At 72.7% G+C, this 16,125-nt stretch carries 18 protein-coding genes; 8 read left to right on the top strand and 10 right to left on the bottom strand.

Annotation, left to right across the window (positions count from 1 at the left end; all coding sequences use genetic code 11):
- Window positions 1-185: 185 nt before the first annotated feature.
- Both OP04_RS31970 and OP04_RS31965 read left to right on the top strand, forming a co-directional pair.
- Window positions 186-884, top strand: a complete 699-nt coding sequence (locus OP04_RS31970; RefSeq protein WP_033343638.1) for an HAD family hydrolase — start codon at window positions 186-188, stop codon at window positions 882-884.
- A 10-nt stretch (window positions 885-894) separates the two neighbouring features.
- Window positions 895-1,389 carry a hypothetical protein gene (locus OP04_RS31965; protein ID WP_033343769.1) on the top strand — a complete coding sequence of 165 codons (495 nt, stop codon included), beginning with the start codon at window positions 895-897 and terminating at the stop codon, window positions 1,387-1,389.
- Window positions 1,390-1,679: 290 nt separating this feature from the next.
- Here the strand turns inward: OP04_RS31965 and OP04_RS31960 are convergent, their stop codons facing one another.
- Window positions 1,680-2,552 (bottom strand): PhzF family phenazine biosynthesis protein, encoded by an 873-nt coding sequence (locus OP04_RS31960; RefSeq protein WP_033343637.1) that lies wholly within the window; start codon window positions 2,550-2,552, stop codon window positions 1,680-1,682.
- 86 nt (window positions 2,553-2,638) lie between these two features.
- Here OP04_RS31960 and OP04_RS31955 point away from each other — a divergent pair, with 86 nt between their 5' ends.
- The 3 genes from OP04_RS31955 (at window position 2,639) to OP04_RS31945 (ending at window position 5,913) form a co-directional block, all read left to right on the top strand.
- Window positions 2,639-3,910, top strand: coding sequence for a magnesium transporter MgtE N-terminal domain-containing protein (locus tag OP04_RS31955; RefSeq protein WP_033343636.1), 1,272 nt, complete (start codon window positions 2,639-2,641; stop codon window positions 3,908-3,910).
- Window positions 3,903-4,517, top strand: a complete 615-nt coding sequence (locus OP04_RS31950; protein ID WP_051799420.1) for a DUF1003 domain-containing protein — start codon at window positions 3,903-3,905, stop codon at window positions 4,515-4,517. The genes OP04_RS31955 and OP04_RS31950 overlap by 8 nt, the downstream gene beginning before the upstream one ends.
- Window positions 4,518-4,761: 244 nt before the next feature.
- Entirely contained in the window at window positions 4,762-5,913 is a 1,152-nt protein-coding gene (locus tag OP04_RS31945) for an Mrp/NBP35 family ATP-binding protein (RefSeq protein WP_033343635.1), read from the top strand.
- A 102-nt stretch (window positions 5,914-6,015) separates the two neighbouring features.
- Here OP04_RS31945 and OP04_RS31940 read toward each other — a convergent pair whose 3' ends face one another.
- Window positions 6,016-6,450, bottom strand: coding sequence for a Sec-independent protein translocase family protein (locus OP04_RS31940; RefSeq protein ID WP_033343634.1), 435 nt, complete (start codon window positions 6,448-6,450; stop codon window positions 6,016-6,018).
- Between the two features lie 73 nt (window positions 6,451-6,523).
- Window positions 6,524-7,780: a S1C family serine protease gene (locus OP04_RS31935; protein ID WP_033343767.1), complete on the bottom strand. Its 1,257-nt coding sequence runs from the start codon at window positions 7,778-7,780 to the stop codon at window positions 6,524-6,526.
- Between the two features lie 328 nt (window positions 7,781-8,108).
- On the opposite strand from OP04_RS31935, the gene OP04_RS31930 reads away from it, so the two are divergent.
- Entirely contained in the window at window positions 8,109-8,723 is a 615-nt protein-coding gene (locus OP04_RS31930; RefSeq protein ID WP_033343633.1) for an O-methyltransferase, read from the top strand.
- On the opposite strand, the gene OP04_RS31925 is transcribed toward OP04_RS31930, so the two are convergent.
- Both OP04_RS31925 and OP04_RS52205 read right to left on the bottom strand, forming a co-directional pair.
- Entirely contained in the window at window positions 8,707-10,197 is a 1,491-nt protein-coding gene (locus OP04_RS31925) for a leucyl aminopeptidase family protein (protein ID WP_033343766.1), read from the bottom strand. The genes OP04_RS31930 and OP04_RS31925 overlap by 17 nt on opposite strands.
- Before the next feature lie 110 nt (window positions 10,198-10,307).
- Window positions 10,308-10,475, bottom strand: coding sequence for a DUF3117 domain-containing protein (locus OP04_RS52205; protein ID WP_007455245.1), 168 nt, complete (start codon window positions 10,473-10,475; stop codon window positions 10,308-10,310).
- A gap of 293 nt (window positions 10,476-10,768) precedes the next feature.
- Here OP04_RS52205 and OP04_RS31920 point away from each other — a divergent pair, with 293 nt between their 5' ends.
- Together OP04_RS31920 and OP04_RS31915 are read left to right on the top strand one after the other, a co-directional pair.
- A complete protein-coding gene (locus tag OP04_RS31920; protein WP_033343632.1) occupies window positions 10,769-11,575 on the top strand; it encodes a PaaX family transcriptional regulator in 807 nt (268 codons plus the stop codon).
- Window positions 11,576-11,628: 53 nt separating this feature from the next.
- Window positions 11,629-12,420, top strand: a complete 792-nt coding sequence (locus OP04_RS31915; RefSeq protein ID WP_033343765.1) for an enoyl-CoA hydratase-related protein — start codon at window positions 11,629-11,631, stop codon at window positions 12,418-12,420.
- Between the two features lie 784 nt (window positions 12,421-13,204).
- On the opposite strand, the gene OP04_RS31905 is transcribed toward OP04_RS31915, so the two are convergent.
- The 5 genes from OP04_RS31905 to ndhC all read right to left on the bottom strand — a co-directional run bounded on the left by OP04_RS31905 (window position 13,205) and on the right by ndhC (window position 15,860).
- Window positions 13,205-13,765, bottom strand: a complete 561-nt coding sequence (locus tag OP04_RS31905) for a hypothetical protein (protein WP_051799419.1) — start codon at window positions 13,763-13,765, stop codon at window positions 13,205-13,207.
- A 61-nt stretch (window positions 13,766-13,826) separates the two neighbouring features.
- Entirely contained in the window at window positions 13,827-14,408 is a 582-nt protein-coding gene (locus tag OP04_RS31900; RefSeq protein ID WP_033343630.1) for a DNA-3-methyladenine glycosylase I, read from the bottom strand.
- Between the two features lie 32 nt (window positions 14,409-14,440).
- Window positions 14,441-14,938: an SRPBCC family protein gene (locus tag OP04_RS31895; protein ID WP_033343629.1), complete on the bottom strand. Its 498-nt coding sequence runs from the start codon at window positions 14,936-14,938 to the stop codon at window positions 14,441-14,443.
- Window positions 14,935-15,429 (bottom strand): DivIVA domain-containing protein, encoded by a 495-nt coding sequence (locus OP04_RS31890; protein ID WP_085066915.1) that lies wholly within the window; start codon window positions 15,427-15,429, stop codon window positions 14,935-14,937. Before OP04_RS31890 ends, OP04_RS31895 begins: the two co-directional genes overlap by 4 nt.
- A gap of 53 nt (window positions 15,430-15,482) precedes the next feature.
- The gene (gene ndhC, locus OP04_RS31885; protein ID WP_033343628.1) at window positions 15,483-15,860 is read right to left on the bottom strand and encodes an NADH-quinone oxidoreductase subunit A; all 378 of its coding nucleotides are present in this window, start codon (window positions 15,858-15,860) and stop codon (window positions 15,483-15,485) included.
- Window positions 15,861-16,125 lie beyond the last annotated feature (265 nt).

The raw sequence follows: 16,125 nt of genomic DNA, 5'->3' as shown, positions 1-16,125 counted from the left end.
CCGAGGGGTGAGCCAGGCCGATCCGGCTGATCATCTGGGCTCACGGTGTTTCATCCTTACACGTCGCTTCTTGCACTGCAGCGGCTACGGCTTGTGCATCTTCCACAGACGGAATGTCATATAACGGCTACGCTCCGACATCGGGCGCTCGCCCTTTCCCACCTTTCGAGAGGGATTGATTAACTATGTCCGCGTACCGTGCGGTGCTGTTCGACTTCTTCGGCACCCTCACCCGGGCGGTCCGGCGCGGGCCGGCCCACGCCGGGATAGCGCGGCTGCTCGGCTGCGACCCGGCCGCGCTCGTCGAGGTGCTCGACCGCTCCTACCACGCACGCGCCCGCGGCCGGTTCGGCACCGCGGAGGAGACGCTCCGCTGGGTCGCGGCCGAGGCCGGCGCCCACCCCAGCGACCGCACGCTGCGCACCGCCGCCGCCGCTCGCCGCGAGGCCATCTGGGCGGACACCACCCTGCGCCCGGAGGCGGTGCCCACGCTGCGCGCGCTGCGCCGCCGCGGCCTGCGCACGGCCGTGGTCAGCGACTGCACGCACGAACTGCCCGAGGTGCTGCCCCGGCTCCCCCTGCACGGGCTGCTCGACGCCCGGGTCCTCTCCGTCGAGATGGGCGTCTGCAAGCCCGAGCCCGCCATGTTCCTCTCCGCCGCGGCCCTGGTCGGCGCGCGCCCGGAGGAGTGCCTCTACGTCGGCGACGGCGGCAGCCGCGAGCTCACCGGCGCGGAGGCGGTCGGGATGACCGCGGTCCGGCTGCGCGCGCCGGACCTCGCCGGGCACCTCACGTTCAACCCGGACACCGCCTGGTCCGGCGCGGACATCACCGGCCTGGATGACACGATCGGACTCGTCGACCGGGTGCTGGAACCGGCCTAGAGTGTCCGGTATGGCTGCCCACCCGCTCGTGGACGAGGTGCTGAAGAAGGCCGCGGTGGCCTGGGTCTCGGCCGGCGGGCGCCCGGCGTCCGCGGTCTGGTGCCTGGCCGTGGACGGCGTGCTGCACGTGGTCAGCGGCGCGGGCGAGCAGGCCGCGCCCGGCCTGGCCGACGCCGCGACCGCCCGCGTCACGCTGCGCGGCGACCACGGCGGCGCGGTGGTCGAGTGGGAGGCCGCGGTCTCCCGCCTCACCCCCGCGGACCCGGCGTGGGACGACGTCGCGACCCAGCTGGCCGGCAAGCGGCTGAACGCCTCCGGCTCCGCCGCCGAGCTGGTCGCGCGCTGGGCGAAGGAGTGCGCGATCAGCCGCCTCACCCCGGTCCCGGACGAGGCGCTGACCGGTGCCGCGCTCCCCGCCTCCTCCCAGGCCGCCCCGCCCCGCGAGTCCCCGGCCGCCCGCCCGGCCCGCAAGCCCTTCCGTCTGCACCGCGTCCGCCGCCGCTGACCGGCAGCCCTCAAGATCATCGGCGCCCGAGCCCCCGGCGCCCCCACCAGCAGCCTTTGCTCTGCTTACATTGACAAAAGCCGCAAATCATCGGCCGGACATATGCCGCGTATCCGGTGGCATCACCGCCGGGGCAAAAGCTGACAAACCCCGCATTTCGGCATTCCGGCATCCGCCGCGAATCCGGCGGCAGCGGTCGCCGGCGACCTCGACAAAGCCGCGAATCACCCACCGGACATTCCACCGCGAATCTGGCGGCACCAGATAGGTAAGCAGAGCAAAGGTGCGGGTCAGCCGATGAAGGGCGGGACGGCGATCTCGCCGCGGGCGATCTTGACGACGTGGCCGGCGACGGTGGCGGAGAGGGCGGCGCCGGAGGCGGCGGTGACGGTGCAGTCCAGCGTGGACGGGCGGTGGATCTCGGCTCCCTGGTGGACCATGTAGGCGGCCTCGCCGTCGGCCGGGAGCAGGCCCGAGGCGACCAGCCAGACGCCGAGGCCGAGTGCGGCCGAGCCGGTCGCCGGGTCCTCGGTGACGCCGACGCCGGGGGCGAACATCCGCAGGTGGGCGGCGCGTGCGTCCGCGTCCCAGGCCAGCACGGTCAGCTTCCGCACGCCGTGCCGGGCGGCCGCGGCGGCGTCGGGGCGGGCCCGGGAGACCGCGTCCGGGCGGACGGACAGGAAGAGGTGCTCCAGGCCGCAACCGGCGGTACGCGGCGGTGGGCCGTCGAGGTCCGCGGCGGTCAGGCCCGCGATCTCCAGCAGCGGCGCGGGATCCTGCGGGGCGCCGAGCGTGGGCGTGCCGCCGGTCAGCCGGGCCTCGCCGTGCGCGGTCACCTCGATCGGCAGCACGCCGGCGCCGCACTCCTGGCGGATGGTGCCGGGCTTCGCGTCGCCGCGCCGGACCACGGTGACCGCGGCGCCCACGCTGGGATGGCCGGCGAACGGCAGCTCCGTGACCGGCGTGAAGATCCGCGCACGGTACGTCGCGTCCGGCACGGACGGTGGCAGCACGAAGACCGTCTCCGAGAGGTTGAACTCGCGGGCCAGCGTCTGCATCTGGTCGCCGCCGAGCGCCTCCGCGCCGAAGACCACGGCCAGCGGGTTCCCGGCAAACGGGCGGTCGGTGAAGACGTCCACGATCTCGTACGTCACTGTCGTCATAGGCAGCACGGTAGGCGGGCGCGGGGCCGGACCGGCGTTTCGATCACCGGCGCGCCGGGGCGGGTCCCGGCAACTAGGCTGTGGGCGTGCAGACGGCGACGCGGGTATACCTGGCCCGGCTCAACGGGCTGCCCGTCTTCGATCCGAACGGCGACCAGGTCGGCCGGGTCCGGGACGTGGTCGCCCGGCTGCGCACCTCCAGCCGTCCGCCGCAGGTCGTGGGCGTGGTCGCGGAGGTGCCGGTCCGCCGCCGGATCTTCCTGCCGATCAGCCGGATCGAGATCACGGCGGACGCGGTGGTGCTCGGCACCGGCTCGCTGAACCTGCGGCGGTTCGAGAAACGGGCCAGTGAGCTGCTGGTCCTGCACGACCTGCTGCGCCGCCCGGTGACGATCGCGCCGGAGGGACGGCACGCGGTCGTGGTCGACGTGGCGATGGACGCGAACCGGCTGGGCGAGTGGACGATGAGCCGGGTGGCGGTCCGCGACCAGACGATCCGGCTCGCCCGCCGCATCCACCTGGAGCAGGTCGACTGGGACGAGGTCCGCGGCCTGATCGCGCAGAGCGGCGCGCATGCCACCGCCACCATGCTGGCGATGCTGGAGAAGATGCGCCCGGCCGACCTGGCGAACGCGTTGCAGGATCTGCCGGACGCGCGGCGCAACGAGGTCGCGGCCGCGCTCGACGACGAGCGGCTGGCGGACGTGCTCGGTGAGCTGCCCGAGCACGACCAGGTGGAGATCGTGTCCGCACTGGACCGGGAGCGGGCCGCGCACATTCTGGAGGAGATGGATCCGGACGACGCGGCGGACCTGCTGGCCGAGCTGCCGCCGACGGAGCAGGAGGAGCTGCTGGACCTGATGGAGCCGAACGAGGCCGATCCGGTGCGGCAGCTGATGGCGTACGGCGAGGGCACGGCCGGTTCGGTGATGACGTCCGAGCCGGTGATCATGCCGCCGGACGCCACGGTCGCGGAGGCGCTGGCCCGGATCCGCGAGCCGGAGCTGTCGCCGGCGGTGGCGGCGCAGGTCTTCGTGACGCGCGGCCCGATGGCGACGCCGACCGGGAAATACCTGGGCGTGGCCTTCTTCCAGCGGCTGCTGCGGGAGCCGCCGTCCCGGATCCTCGGCGGTGTGGTGGACAACGACATCACGCCGCTGCACCCGGACATGGTGATGTCCGAGGTGACGCGGCGGATGGCGACCTACGACCTGGTGGCGATGCCGGTGGTGGACGAGCAGCAGCGGCTGGTCGGCGCCGTCACGGTCGACGACGTGCTGGACCACTCGCTGCCGGAGGACTGGCGCGAGCGGGAGCCGGGACCGGCGCGCAACCCGACGGGAGACAACGGTGCCTGAGATTCGGCGGCGAGACCGGCTGGACCAGCCGCAGGAGCCCGGACGGATCCGGCTGCCGAAGTTCGACCCGGAGGTCTTCGGCCAGTGGTCCGAGGGGATCGCGCGGTACATGGGCACCGCGAAGTTCCTGGTCTACATGACGGTCGTGATCGTGGTGTGGATCGGGTGGAACGCGCTGGCGCTGCCGTTCGACCCGTTCCCGTTCATGTTCCTGACGCTGTTCCTGTCGCTGCAGGCGTCCTATTCGGCGCCGCTGATCCTGCTCGCGCAGAACCGGCAGACCGACCGGGACCGGATCGCCTCCGAGGAGGACCGGCGCCGGGCCACGATGCAGAAGGCGGACACCGAGTATCTGGCGCGGGAGATCGCGTCGCTGCGGGTGGCGCTGGGTGAGGTGGCGACGCGCGACTTCGTCCGGACCGAGCTGGCACGGCTGGCCGAGGAGCTGGACGAGCAGGCCAACCGCCGGCAGCGGCGGCTGGAGAAGGCCGCGGAGAAGGTGTCCGAGAAGCTGGAGAAGAAGACGTCCAAGCAGCGGAAGCCGGCGAAGCTGGACGAGCCGATCGACGCCGACTCATACGACCCGGAGCACGCGGAACCGCTCTGAGCGGATCGGGGCAGGTCAGGGCAGCGGTGAGCCGCGCGCCCCAAGGGGCTGGGCGCGCGGCCGCGCCCTGTGATCGTGACACCCCGGCCGCGGTCCCGTCCAGTCGAGATGCGGATAATTGGGAAGAAGCATCATTTATCGGCTTATCGGCCTACAATGGTCGGTTGCCGCGCGTAACCAACGTCTCCGGGTTACCGGACCGGCGGCCGGTCGGGCACGCCACGGCGGGACGTAGCATGGGCACATGTCTGTCCCCGTCACCACCGTCGAAGACGCCGTTCGGGCCGCGCTGGCCACGGTCGACGACCCGGAGATCCGCCGCCCGATCACCGACCTCGGCATGGTCGGCTCGCTGAAGATCGACGACTCCGGCGGGGTGCTGGTGGGCATCCTGCTCACCGTGTCCGGCTGCCCGCTGCGCGACAAACTGACCAATGACATCACCGCCGCGGTCGGCGCGGTCCCGGGCATCACCTCGGTCGCGATCGACTTCGGCGTGATGAGCCCGGAGCAGCGCCAGGAGCTGCAGCAGAAGCTGCGCGGCGCCGGCGGCCAGCAGCAGGCGGTCATCCCGTTCGCGCAGCCCGGGTCGCGCACCCGGGTCTACGCGGTCGCCAGCGGCAAGGGCGGCGTCGGCAAGTCCAGCGTCACCGTCAACCTCGCGGCCGCGCTCGCGGCCAAGGGCCTGAGCGTCGGCGTGATCGACGCGGACATCTACGGCCACTCGGTGCCGCGCATGCTCGGCGCGGACGGCCGGCCCACCCGCGTCGAGGACATGATCATGCCGCCGCAGGCGCACGGCGTGAAGGTCATCTCGATCGGCATGTTCACGGACGGCAACGCGGCCGTGGTCTGGCGCGGGCCGATGCTGCACCGCGCGCTGGAGCAGTTCCTGGCGGACGTCTACTGGGGCGACCTGGACGTGCTGCTGCTCGACCTGCCGCCGGGCACCGGCGACGTGGCGATCTCCCTCGCCCAGCTCCTGCCGAACGCGGAGATCCTGGTCGTCACCACGCCGCAGGCCGCGGCCGCGGAGGTGGCGGAGCGGGCCGGCGCGATCGCGCTGCAGACCCACCAGCGGCTGGTCGGCGTGGTGGAGAACATGTCCTGGCTGGAGCTGCCGACCGGCGAGCGGATGGAGATCTTCGGCTCCGGCGGCGGCGCGGCCGTGGCGGAGTCGCTGACGAAGACGATCGGTGCGCAGGTGCCGCTGCTCGGCCAGATCCCGCTGGACACGCGCGTGCGCGAGGCCGGGGACAGCGGCGCGCCGATCGTGGTCTCCGCGCCGGAGACGCCCGCGGCGCAGGCGCTGCTCGGGGTCGCGTCGAAGCTGGCCGTGCGCCGGGAGTCGCTGCTCGGCAAGCCGCTGGGTCTCACGCCGAGCGGTCGCCGCTGACCCGCACGGGCCACTGAGCCGTCCCGCACACGGATCTTTCCCGAAAGCAGGAGCGCCGGGCGCGCGTACCCTCGCCGGCGTTTCTGCTTTTCGGGTGTGATCTCAGGTCGCGTCGAAGTCGAACGTGGCCGGCTTGTTGGCCGGAGACGCGGCGGCCGGGGTGGCGGGCGTGACGGCCGGGGCCGGGTCGGGACGGCGCGGGTCGACGGCGGTGGCGACGTCCTTGAGCCCGTCGTTGATGCCGGACACGTCGCGCTTCACGGAGTCGACCAGGCCCTGGATCGGGTTGCGCAGCGCGGCCTCGTCCTCCTCGCTGAGCAGATGCTTGCGGATGAACGCCTTGGGGTGCAGATCCTCGAGCTGGATGTCGGTGCCGAGCTCGCGGCTGAGATCGCTGGTGGCATCCCTCGCCATGTTGCGCAGATTGCGGATCAGGCGCAGACCGTCCTGGATGACCTGCGGAAGACGATCACCGAAGATCAGCAGGGCGAGCAGGATCAGCGCCCCGATTTCCCACCAGTTGAGGTTCTCGAACACAGTGCCCCTCCTACGACCATCCCCGGCAAGAGTACGCACGGACCGGTGACATTGGCAGGGGCCCGGCGAACAGTTACTGGGCGTCTGCGGCCAAGGTCACCGACGCGGTCGCGACGGTCGACCCGCGACGGTACTCCACGGTGACGACGGAGCCGGGCGCGTACTTGCGGACCAGCGCGACCAGGTCGATCGCGTCACCGAGCGGGTGGTTGTCCAGCCGGGTGACCACGTCGCCGGCGAGCAGGCCCGCGGCCGAGGCCGGCCCGTTCTCCTGCACGCTGCCCAGGCGCACGCCGCCGGTCAGCCCGGTCGGCGCGTTGCCGACCTCGGCGCCGATCACGGTCCGCCGGGCCTTGCCGGTCGCGATGATCTCCTGGCTGACGCGTTTCGCCTGGTTGATCGGGATGGCGAAGGCGATGCCGATGTTGCCGGCCATCTCCTGGTTCCCGGCCACGGACTTGATCACCGCGTTCACGCCGACCACCCGGCCGGCCGCGTCGACCAGCGGGCCGCCGGAGTTGCCCTGGTTGACGGCCGCGTCGGTCTGGATCGCCGCGTAGTAGCGCACCTGACCGGACTGGTCCGACTGGATGGGGCGGTCGAGCGCGCTGACGATCCCCTGCGTCACGGTGCCACTCAGCGCCAGCGGCGAACCGAACGCGAGCAGCGGGTCACCGACCGCTACCGAGTCGGAGTCGCCCAGCTCGACCGGGAGCAGGCCCTCCTTCGCCACGCGCAGCACCGCAAGGTCCGACTCCGGGTCCTGGCCGACCAGCGTGGCCGGCGTCGCGGAGCCGTCGGAGAAGACCACGGACAACACGTTTCCCGAGGCGCCCTCGACCACGTGGTGGTTGGTGATCACGTAGCCGTCCTGGCTGACGACGAAGCCGGACCCGATGCCGCCCTGCGGGCCGCTGACCCGGATCGTGACCACGCTCGGGCCGACCCGGGCCGCGACCCCGGCCAGCGACTCCGGCGGCCGGACCGCGGCGGACGGCACGGCGAGCGCGCCCGGCCCGGCGGCGTAACCGCCACCGGCGGCGCCACGCATCACGAACAGGGCGCCGAGCGCGCCGCCGAGCAGGCCGGCCAGCAGGGCGCTGAGCACGCAGAGCAGCACGACCGGACGCCAGACCCGGTCCCGGGGTGCGTCCGGATCGAGGACCGGCTCGGGGTCGCCGTCGGTGGCCGGCTCCGCGGGCAGCACCACGGCCGCCTGCGTATACGGATTCCGCCAGGGGTCGGACATGGCGTCGGACCACCACGCGGAACCGGGCGGGGCCGTCGTGCCGTGTGCGCCCGGCTGGGGCGGAATCCCGCCGTCGGTCACGTTCGGTGCCTCCGCATCTCGCCGGAATCGCGCCAGCGTCACCCGTCCAGGATTACACGGATCCGCCCGGCCTCCACCCTTCCATACCTGCGAAAGCCGGGACCGCCGGATCGATCGGCACACTACGAGCGACGCAGGTCACAGCGGGCGACGGGCGTGCGGCCCGTCGATCGGCGGGAATGGATCGCGCGGGGGCCGCGACCGTCGATGCAGGGCCTCATCACCACCCGTGTACCGCCCCGCCTTACGCTCATATCCACGCCAGCCGCCCAGGAGGTGCGTCATCGCCACGGTCGCCAGATCGGCTGACACCCCCGGTGGGCAGGCCATGCAGTTCAGCGAGGGGTACGTCACGGAGGATCTCATCCTGCAGACGGCACGCAGCCTGGCCCACGAGGTCGGGCTCGGCGCGGTCACGCCCGGGGCCGGGGCCGCGCTGCGCCTGCTCGCCGCCGCCGGCAACGCGAAGGCGGTGGTGGAGATCGGCACCGGCATCGGCGTCAGCGGGCTCTGGCTGCTGCGCGGCATGCGGCGCGACGGCGTGCTGACCACGATCGACGTGGAGAGCGAGTACCAGCGGATCGCCCGGCGGATCTTCGTGGAGAGCGGCTACCCGTCCGGCCGGACCAGGATCATCACCGGCCGGGCGCTGGACGTGCTGCCCCGGCTCGCGGACGGCGTCTACGACATGGTGTTCGTCGACGCGGACGTGGCCGAGTACGCGGCCTGCACGTCCGCGGCCCTGCGCCTGCTCCGGCCCGGCGGCGTGCTGGCGATCAACAACGCGCTGGCCGGCGGTCGGATCGGCGACCCGGCCGCACGCGACCTGGCCACCGTCACGATCCGCGAGCTGGTGAAGGCGATCCGGGAGTCGGAGGACTGGGTGCCCGCGCTGCTCCCGGTCGGCGCGGGCCTGCTCACCGCCGTCAGGCGAGCGTCGTGAGGTAGCGCACCAGCGTGCGCACGCCCCAGCCGGTCGCGCCCTTGGCCAGCACGCCGTCCACGCTGTCCGACCAGGACGGCGGGGACATGTCCAGGTGCGCCCAGCGGTCCCGCAGGTCGCCGGCGAACTCGCGCAGGAACAGCGCGGCCGAGATCGTGCCGACCGCGGGCGGCGCGCTGTAGAGGTCCGCGATGTCGCTGTGCAGGCCGTCCGCGTACTCGTCGGCCAGCGGCATCCGCCAGGTGCGCTCGCCGGCCGCCTCGGCCGCGTCCGCGAGCGCGGTGGCCAGCGCGTCGTCCGGGCTGAACAGCGCGGCCATGGTCTTGCCCAGCGCCACCGCGGCCGCGCCGGTCAGCGTGGCGAGGTCGATCAGCTGGTCGGGGGCGAGCCGGTCCACCGCGTACGCCATCGCGTCGGCCAGCACCAGCCGTCCCTCGGCGTCGCTGTTCGTGGTCTCGCTGGTCAGGCCGCCGTAGTGGCGCACGATGTCGCCCGGCCGGAACGCGGACCCGCTCACCATGTTCTCCGCGAGCGGCGCGAGCGCGGTCACCCTGACCGGCAGCCGCAGCGCCGCCGCCGCGTGCACGGCCGCGATCACCGCCGCGGCACCACCCATGTCCTTGCGCATCAGCTTCATGAACGCGACCGGCTTGATCGAGATGCCGCCGGTGTCGAACGTGATGCCCTTGCCGACCAGCACGACGTGCGTGGTCGCGCCCTCCGGGTTCCAGGACGCCTCGACCAGGCGCGGGCGGTTCACGGACCCGCCGCCGACGGCCAGCACGCCGCCGAAGCCCTCCGCGGTCAGCCACGCCTCGTCCCGGACCGTGACCTCGGCACGGCCGCCGACACCGTCCAGTCCGGGCCGGTCGCCGGCGGACGCCATCACGCCGGCCAGCCACTCCGGGCTCTTCACGGACGACGGCGCGTTGGTCCAGTCGCGGGCCAGGCTCGTCGCGGCCGCCACCACGGACGCGGTGGTCAGCTCCGCCGCGAAGTCCCCGCCGGTCGCCAGCGCGATGTCGGCCGGCTCCGGGCCCGCCTCGTTGAACCCGGCCGGCACGGTGAACCGGTAGGCGCCGAGATGCAGCCCCTCCGCCAGGCCACGCACCACGTCACCGGTCGCGCCGGCGGGCAGCAGCACGGTCGCGGCCGGCCCCTTGCCCAGCGCGCGGGTCACGGCCGCACCCGCCGCACGCCACCCCGCCTCGTCCGCGTCGCCGACCCCGACAAAGATCAATTTCCCGGGGGTACGGGCCGGGCGCGGCAGGATCGCCGTGCTCCCCGCCGTGCCGGTCGCCTCGGCCTCGGCCAGGAACGCGGTCGCCTCCGCGATCACCTCGGCCGGAAGCGCGCCGCCGGCCTCCACCAGCTCGGCCGCGGGACCGTCCTCGGCGGGCTCGGCCACCGGCCGGACCGGCAGCACCACCACCCCGGTCAGATCCGGCGCAGCGACCAGGCGGACGTTCGGCATGCTCTTCTCACCCTCCAGGCGTTCCATGCGGTCGACCACCGAGATCATCGGTGATCGTGGCAGCAAAGACCCGCCGGTACGGGATCCCGTACCGGCGGGTGCGAAAACAATCAGCCGGCGGCGGCCTTCAGCGCGTCGCCGAGCGCATTTGCCTCGTCCGGGGTCATCTCGACGACGAGCCGCCCACCACCCTCCAGTGGAACCCGCATGACGATCCCCCGGCCTTCCTTGGTGACCTCCAGCGGACCGTCGCCCGTCCGCGGCTTCATCGCCGCCATGTTGTCTCCCCTCAGACCTACACCAGGGTCAATGGGTTGCCCCACAGCCACTTCCCATCACCGCCGGCACGCACAGCCCGCACCGGCGACGGCCCGGGTCACCGGGCGGACCGCTGCCCGCCCTGCGCCACCCGGTTTGCGGGCCGGAACATGCCTGATTTCCCATCTGACCGGCCCAGCCCACGCTGCCGACCAACGATTTTCCCTGATGAACGCCTCAAGACCCAAACCGAGGCTGCAGACTTATGACAGTCTCTAGCTTATACGTTTTTTGGCTGTCACAATGTGCGGTCATGCAGGCACGGTCTGCCCTCTTCGACCTCTACGGGGACCATCTCCGCGCCCGGGGCGGACGCGCCCCCATCGCCGCCCTGGTCAGACTGCTCGCCCCCCTCGAGATCGCCGCACCCGCCGTGCGTACCGCCGTGTCCCGCATGGTCCGGCAGGGCTGGCTGCATCCGCTCCGCCTCGCCTCCGGCCCCGGGTATCAGCTGACCCCGAAGGCCGTGCGCCGCCTGGACGACGCGGCCGTCCGGATCTACCGCACCGGCCGCCCCGCGTGGGACGGGCGCTTCGACTTGATCATCTTACGGCTTCCGGCCCAGCGGCGGGACCGTCAGCGCCTCGCCGACACGCTCTCCTACCTCGGGTACGGCGCGCTGGACGAACAGACCTGGGTGGCCCCGCGGCCCGGCGAGGACGTGGATCGCCTGATCACCGAGGCCGGCGTGAGCTACGAGCGGTTCAGCTCCGCGCACACCGGCGGCACGGCCGGGGCCAGCTCACTGGTGCGCCGGGCCTGGGACCTGGGCGAGATCGGCAGGGCGTACGAGCGGTTCGTCACCGACCTGACGCCGCTGGTGTCCGGCGTGACGACGCGCAGCCAGGACCTGGAGGCGTACGCGGCCCGGTTCCGGCTCGTCCACTCCTGGCGGCAGTTCCTGTTCCGCGATCCGCAACTGCCGCCCACGCTTCTCCCGGACGGGTGGCCCGGCACGTCCGCCGCCACGTTCTTCGACCGACACGCGTCCCGGCTGCGCCCCGCGGCGGACCGATACGTCGAGCATTGTCTTGCGCAGTCCGGACGCGGTACGGCTTGACGCCGGACCGCACGCTGGACCCGCTCCATCCACCACAGAAAGGCCCGCGCATCGTGACCGAACCGTTGCTGATCGAGCGCTCCGAGGGCGTCCTGACGCTCGTCCTGAACCGTCCCGAGTCGATGAACTCACTGGACGTGGCGCTGAAGGAGGCCCTGCGGGACACGCTCCTGGAGATCGAGACGGACCGGACCGTCCGCGCCGTCGTGATCACCGGCGCCGGAAAGGCGTTCTGCGTCGGCCAGGATCTGCGCGAGCACGTGGCCACGCTGGAGACCCGCGGCGCCGACCCGCTCTCCACGGTCCGCGCCCACTACAACCCGATCGCCCAGCGCCTGGCGAACCTGCCCAAGCCCGTGATCGCGGCCGTCCGCGGCACCGCCGCCGGCGCCGGCGCCTCCCTGGCCATGCTGGCCGACTTCCGGATCGGCGGCCCCGCCACCACGTTCCTGATGGCCTTCGCGAACGTCGGCCTGGCCGGCGACACCGGCATCTCCTGGTCGCTCCCGCGCATCGTCGGCCACGCCAAGGCCGTCGAACTGCTGCTCCTGGCCGAGCCGGTGGGCGCCGCGGACGCGTTCCAGCTCGGCATGCTCACCCGCCTCCTCGACACCGACGAGCAGGTGCTGCCGGTCGCTCAGGAACTGGCCGCGCGCCTGGCCGCCGGCCCGACCGTCGCCTACGGCGCGATCAAACGCGAGCTGTCCGTGGGCACGGCCGGCACGCTCTCCGACGCGCTGGCCGCCGAGGCCCAGGCCCAGGCGATCACCGGCGGCACCTCGGACCACCGCAACGCCACCGTCGCCTTCGTGAAGAAGGAGAAGCCGGTCTTCGAGGGCCGCTGACCCACCCGCCGAGCCGCCGCCCACTGTCTTCCCGGGCGGCGGCTCCGTCACCGCGCCCGCCGCCCCCGACTCCTCCCCACCGTCGCCCGAAGATCAAGAATCCGCTCGCCCCGCAGCCTCCCTCCGCCCGCCTTTGCTCTGCTTACAAGGGGTCAAAGTTGTGGCGAGGGCGCATGTATGTGCTGCTCAGGTCCGTGGTCGTGCGGGCCGACGGGCAAACCGCGCACCGCGGCGGGCGGGCGGCAGCGAACTGAGCCGATGGGCGTCCGCACCGCAGCGCATGGTCAGCCGACGGGGCATCCTCACCGCCGCAGGCGGTCGGCCGACGACCGGCGGCCAGCACGTCGCCGCACGATCCGCGGCGCCACGGATCGGCGGCCGACGGAACCGGCAATCGTCCGCGCGCCGCACCGGACGCCGCCGGTGCGGTCCGGCGGTGCGGTCCGGCGGTGCGGTCCGGCGGTGCGGTCCGGCGGTGCGGTCCGGCGGAACCGGCGTATCGCCTCCGCGCCGCAGTGGATGCCGCCGGCGCGGCCCGGTGGAACCGGCGCCTCACCTCGCACCGCAGCGGACGGCGGCGTCGTGGTCCGGCGGCCGCCGAAACCGGCACACGGCCCGTGCACCGGCGGCCGGCGGCGCCGCGGACCGGCCGCCGACGGATAGGTAAGCAGAGCAAAGCCTGCGGAAACACGGGTGCGGGCCGGAGCGAAAGTGATCTTGGAGGCGGCCGGCGGCGGGGTGGGAACGCGGCCGGGACCGGGCGGGTGCCGCGGTCAGGAGGGGGTCAGTCCTCGTCCTCTTCCTCGGGGTCGAGGTTGGTCTCCTCGCCGAGGACGAAGGCCTGCATGGCCAGCTCGTCGCCGGACGGGGAGACGAACGCGGGGAGCTCGGCGGGGCCGAGCTCGCGCACGTAGGACCAGAAGAGCCGGACCGCCTCGGCCTGGGTGGTGGCCTCGATCGGGAGGTCGACGCTGACCAGCCAGGTACGGCGGTCGAGCGGCGGGCCGAAGCGGCCGACCAGCGACGCGAACTCGTCGCCGGTGATGCGGGTGGCGGGACCGTCGAGCGTCAGCGTGCCGGCGGGCTGCGGATGGTCGAAGGCGCGACGGGAGTAGACGACCTGGCGGGCGTTCTCGTCGTGGTTCGCCAGGCCGCCGATGTGGCCGACCGCGACCGCGCGCGGCTTCGGCTCGTCCGTGACCAGCACGACCTCGTCGCCGAGCTCCGGGTGCGCCGACGCGGGGCTCCCGGCCAGCACGTCCGTGAGCTCCACGAAGTCGTGGTGGTAGAGCCGCTCCTGCCTCAGCCGCTCGTCCGGAAGCACAATCGCCCATTGCTGCACCATGTGCCCATCTCATCACGACGTCGCGCGGCCGGAGCCGAGACCCCGCGCACGCGGGCACGCGTCACAGCCCGGCGGGCTCCAGCTCGACGTGGCAGCCGCGGAGGTGGTCGTTGACCATGCCGGTGGCCTGCATCAACGCGTACGCCGTGGTGGGGCCGACGAAGCGGAAACCGCGCTTCTTCAGCGCCTTCGCCATCGCGGTCGACTCCGGCGTGACGGCGGGGACCTCGGCGAAGGTGGCGGGGCGCGGGCGGGCCGGCGGGGCGAACGACCAGAGCAGCGCGGACAGGCCCTCGGGCAGGTCGAGCGCGGCCCGCGCGTTCGCCAGCGCGGCCTCGATCTTCATCCGGTTGCGGACGATGCCGGCGTCGGCCATCAGGCGTGCCTCGTCGGCGGGGCCGAACTCGGCGACGCGCGCGATCGAGAAGCCGGCGAACGCGGTACGGAACGCGGGGCGCTTGCGCAGGATCGTCAGCCAGGACAGCCCGGACTGGAACGCCTCCAGCGTGAGCCGTTCGAAGAGCGCGTCGTCGCCGCGCACCGGGCGGCCCCACTCGCCGTCGTGGTAGAGCGCGTAATCGGGCGTGCTGGCGCCCCACATGCAGCGGGCGAGGCCGTCCTCGCCCATGACCAGGTCAGACATGCGGCAACCCTAGGCGCGGGGTACGACACCGGTTACGGCAGGCGACCGCTCTCGACCATGGTGGCGAACCGCTTCAGCGCCTGTTTGAGGCTGACCTTGGAGCCGGGCCAGAGCAGCGGCCAGGTGAGCTTGCCGGCGGCGCCGTTCGGCAGGTGGAACCACTCGTGCCAGACGACCTGGGTGCGGTCGTTCTCCATCGGGGTGCAGCGCAGCACGCCGGGGCCGCGCAGCAGTTTGCCGCAGTGGACCACCCGCACCTCGTACGGCGCGTCGAGGCGGACCACGCGCATCTCGTCCTTGAGCACGGCGGGGCCGATCGCGGTGATCGCCTCGACCAGGCTGCCCTCGCCGCCGTCGCCCTCGACCACCCGGACCCGGGTGAACGGGATCCACTCGGACTGCTTGGTCCAGGCGGTGAACGCGGCGAAGACCGTCCGGGCGGGCGCGTTGACGATCACGGTCGCGGTCACCTCACCGGCGCCGGGGGTGGCGGCCTCCCGGAGGTTCTCGGCCGGGTCGGGCTGGGTCATGCCTTCACCGTAGAGTCGGTCGCCGCCGGCTCGTCGGCCTTTGCGTCAACCTCGGGCTCCACGGTCGTACCGTCGGATTTGTCGTTGTTTTCGGATGGTGTCGATGGGGACACCGAGGGAACGGGGGCGGCCGGGGCGAGCGCCTCCTCGCGGGCCTTGCGGAGCGCGTCCGCGTCCTCGAGCCGGCCGTCGCGCAGCGCGGTGACCTCGGCCTCGAGCACGCTGATCAGCTCCTCCTTGTACCCGATGTCGTAGGCGGCACGGCGCAGCGCCTGGTCCACCTGGGCCATCCGGTATCCCCGCAGCGCGGTGTCGAAGCGGACGTCGGCGATGTCCGCCTCCAGCAGCGGGCGGCTGCCCGGGAGCGGGACGGCACGGCCGTCCGGCTCCGCCGTCGACAGCGCGGGATCGCCGCCGCCGACCAGGACCGTGACGCCGAAGATGATCGCCGCGACGACGAGCGCCGTGATGAGAGTGATGAACAGACCCATAGCGGCGATCGTGGCATGGCGGACTGATCATGGCGAGACCGCCACCCCGTGCGTCAGCTCCAGCGAAGGACGTTCTTGCGCCAGGCGTACAGGATGCCGAGCGCCAGAACCGCGACGAACACGGCCATTTCCACCACCGTGGTGACGCCGAAACCGGGCCGGTCGAAGACCACCGCCCACGGGAAGAGAAACACGCTCTCCACGGCGAAGAGCACGTAGAGGTACGCGTAGACGTAGTACCTGATCTGCGCCTGGGCCCAGTCGCCGCCGACCGGGTCGAGGCCGCACTCGTACGGCTCACGCTTGCCGAACGGGTCGGCGGGCGCGGACGGGCGCAGCACCCTGTTCGCCCCGAACGCGGCCGTGAAGAACAGCACGCCGGCCAGCAGGAGCAGGCCGAGCGTGGCGTAGGAGCCCAGATATCCCTCCACGTCCGCCGAGCCTAATCGCTGCGCGGGCGGCGCACACGTACCCACGGATGATCTGCCTGATCGGTGAGCGAACCGGGCGCGACATGAATCAGCGGATTCACTCCTGTCAACCCGGGGGCGCTTCCGGTGCTCGTCAGCCCGTTGCCGCCACGCTGGGTCATCGCCACGACAGCCGATCGTCGCGGAATCGACGTAGGCTCTGGTGTGGTGTGGCCTTGACCACATCGGCTCCTGAGGAGATCGGGCCTTTGACGTGATCGAAGGG

This window comes from Catenuloplanes japonicus (assembly GCF_000717135.1).
In the GTDB taxonomy this organism is placed as follows: Bacteria; Actinomycetota; Actinomycetes; order Mycobacteriales; family Micromonosporaceae; genus Catenuloplanes; species Catenuloplanes japonicus.
Note: the sequence above shows the minus strand (reverse complement) of the source record. Positions and strands in the feature narration are given on the sequence as shown.

What these genes read in the sequence shown, in the direction of transcription:
- OP04_RS31945 (WP_033343635.1), top strand. Translation starts at nt 4,762, where the DNA reads ATGTCTGTCCCCGTCACCACCGTCGAAGACGCCGTTCGGGCCGCGCTG.
- OP04_RS31930 (WP_033343633.1), top strand. Translation starts at nt 8,109, where the DNA reads ATGCAGTTCAGCGAGGGGTACGTCACGGAGGATCTCATCCTGCAGACG.
- OP04_RS31970 (WP_033343638.1), top strand. Translation starts at nt 186, where the DNA reads ATGTCCGCGTACCGTGCGGTGCTGTTCGACTTCTTCGGCACCCTCACC.
- OP04_RS31895 (WP_033343629.1), bottom strand. Translation starts at nt 14,938, where the DNA reads ATGACCCAGCCCGACCCGGCCGAGAACCTCCGGGAGGCCGCCACCCCC.
- OP04_RS31900 (WP_033343630.1), bottom strand. Translation starts at nt 14,408, where the DNA reads ATGTCTGACCTGGTCATGGGCGAGGACGGCCTCGCCCGCTGCATGTGG.
- OP04_RS31905 (WP_051799419.1), bottom strand. Translation starts at nt 13,765, where the DNA reads ATGGTGCAGCAATGGGCGATTGTGCTTCCGGACGAGCGGCTGAGGCAG.
- OP04_RS31920 (WP_033343632.1), top strand. Translation starts at nt 10,769, where the DNA reads ATGCAGGCACGGTCTGCCCTCTTCGACCTCTACGGGGACCATCTCCGC.
- OP04_RS52205 (WP_007455245.1), bottom strand. Translation starts at nt 10,475, where the DNA reads ATGGCGGCGATGAAGCCGCGGACGGGCGACGGTCCGCTGGAGGTCACC.
- OP04_RS31965 (WP_033343769.1), top strand. Translation starts at nt 895, where the DNA reads ATGGCTGCCCACCCGCTCGTGGACGAGGTGCTGAAGAAGGCCGCGGTG.
- OP04_RS31925 (WP_033343766.1), bottom strand. Translation starts at nt 10,197, where the DNA reads ATGCCGAACGTCCGCCTGGTCGCTGCGCCGGATCTGACCGGGGTGGTG.
- OP04_RS31890 (WP_085066915.1), bottom strand. Translation starts at nt 15,429, where the DNA reads ATGGGTCTGTTCATCACTCTCATCACGGCGCTCGTCGTCGCGGCGATC.
- OP04_RS31960 (WP_033343637.1), bottom strand. Translation starts at nt 2,552, where the DNA reads ATGACGACAGTGACGTACGAGATCGTGGACGTCTTCACCGACCGCCCG.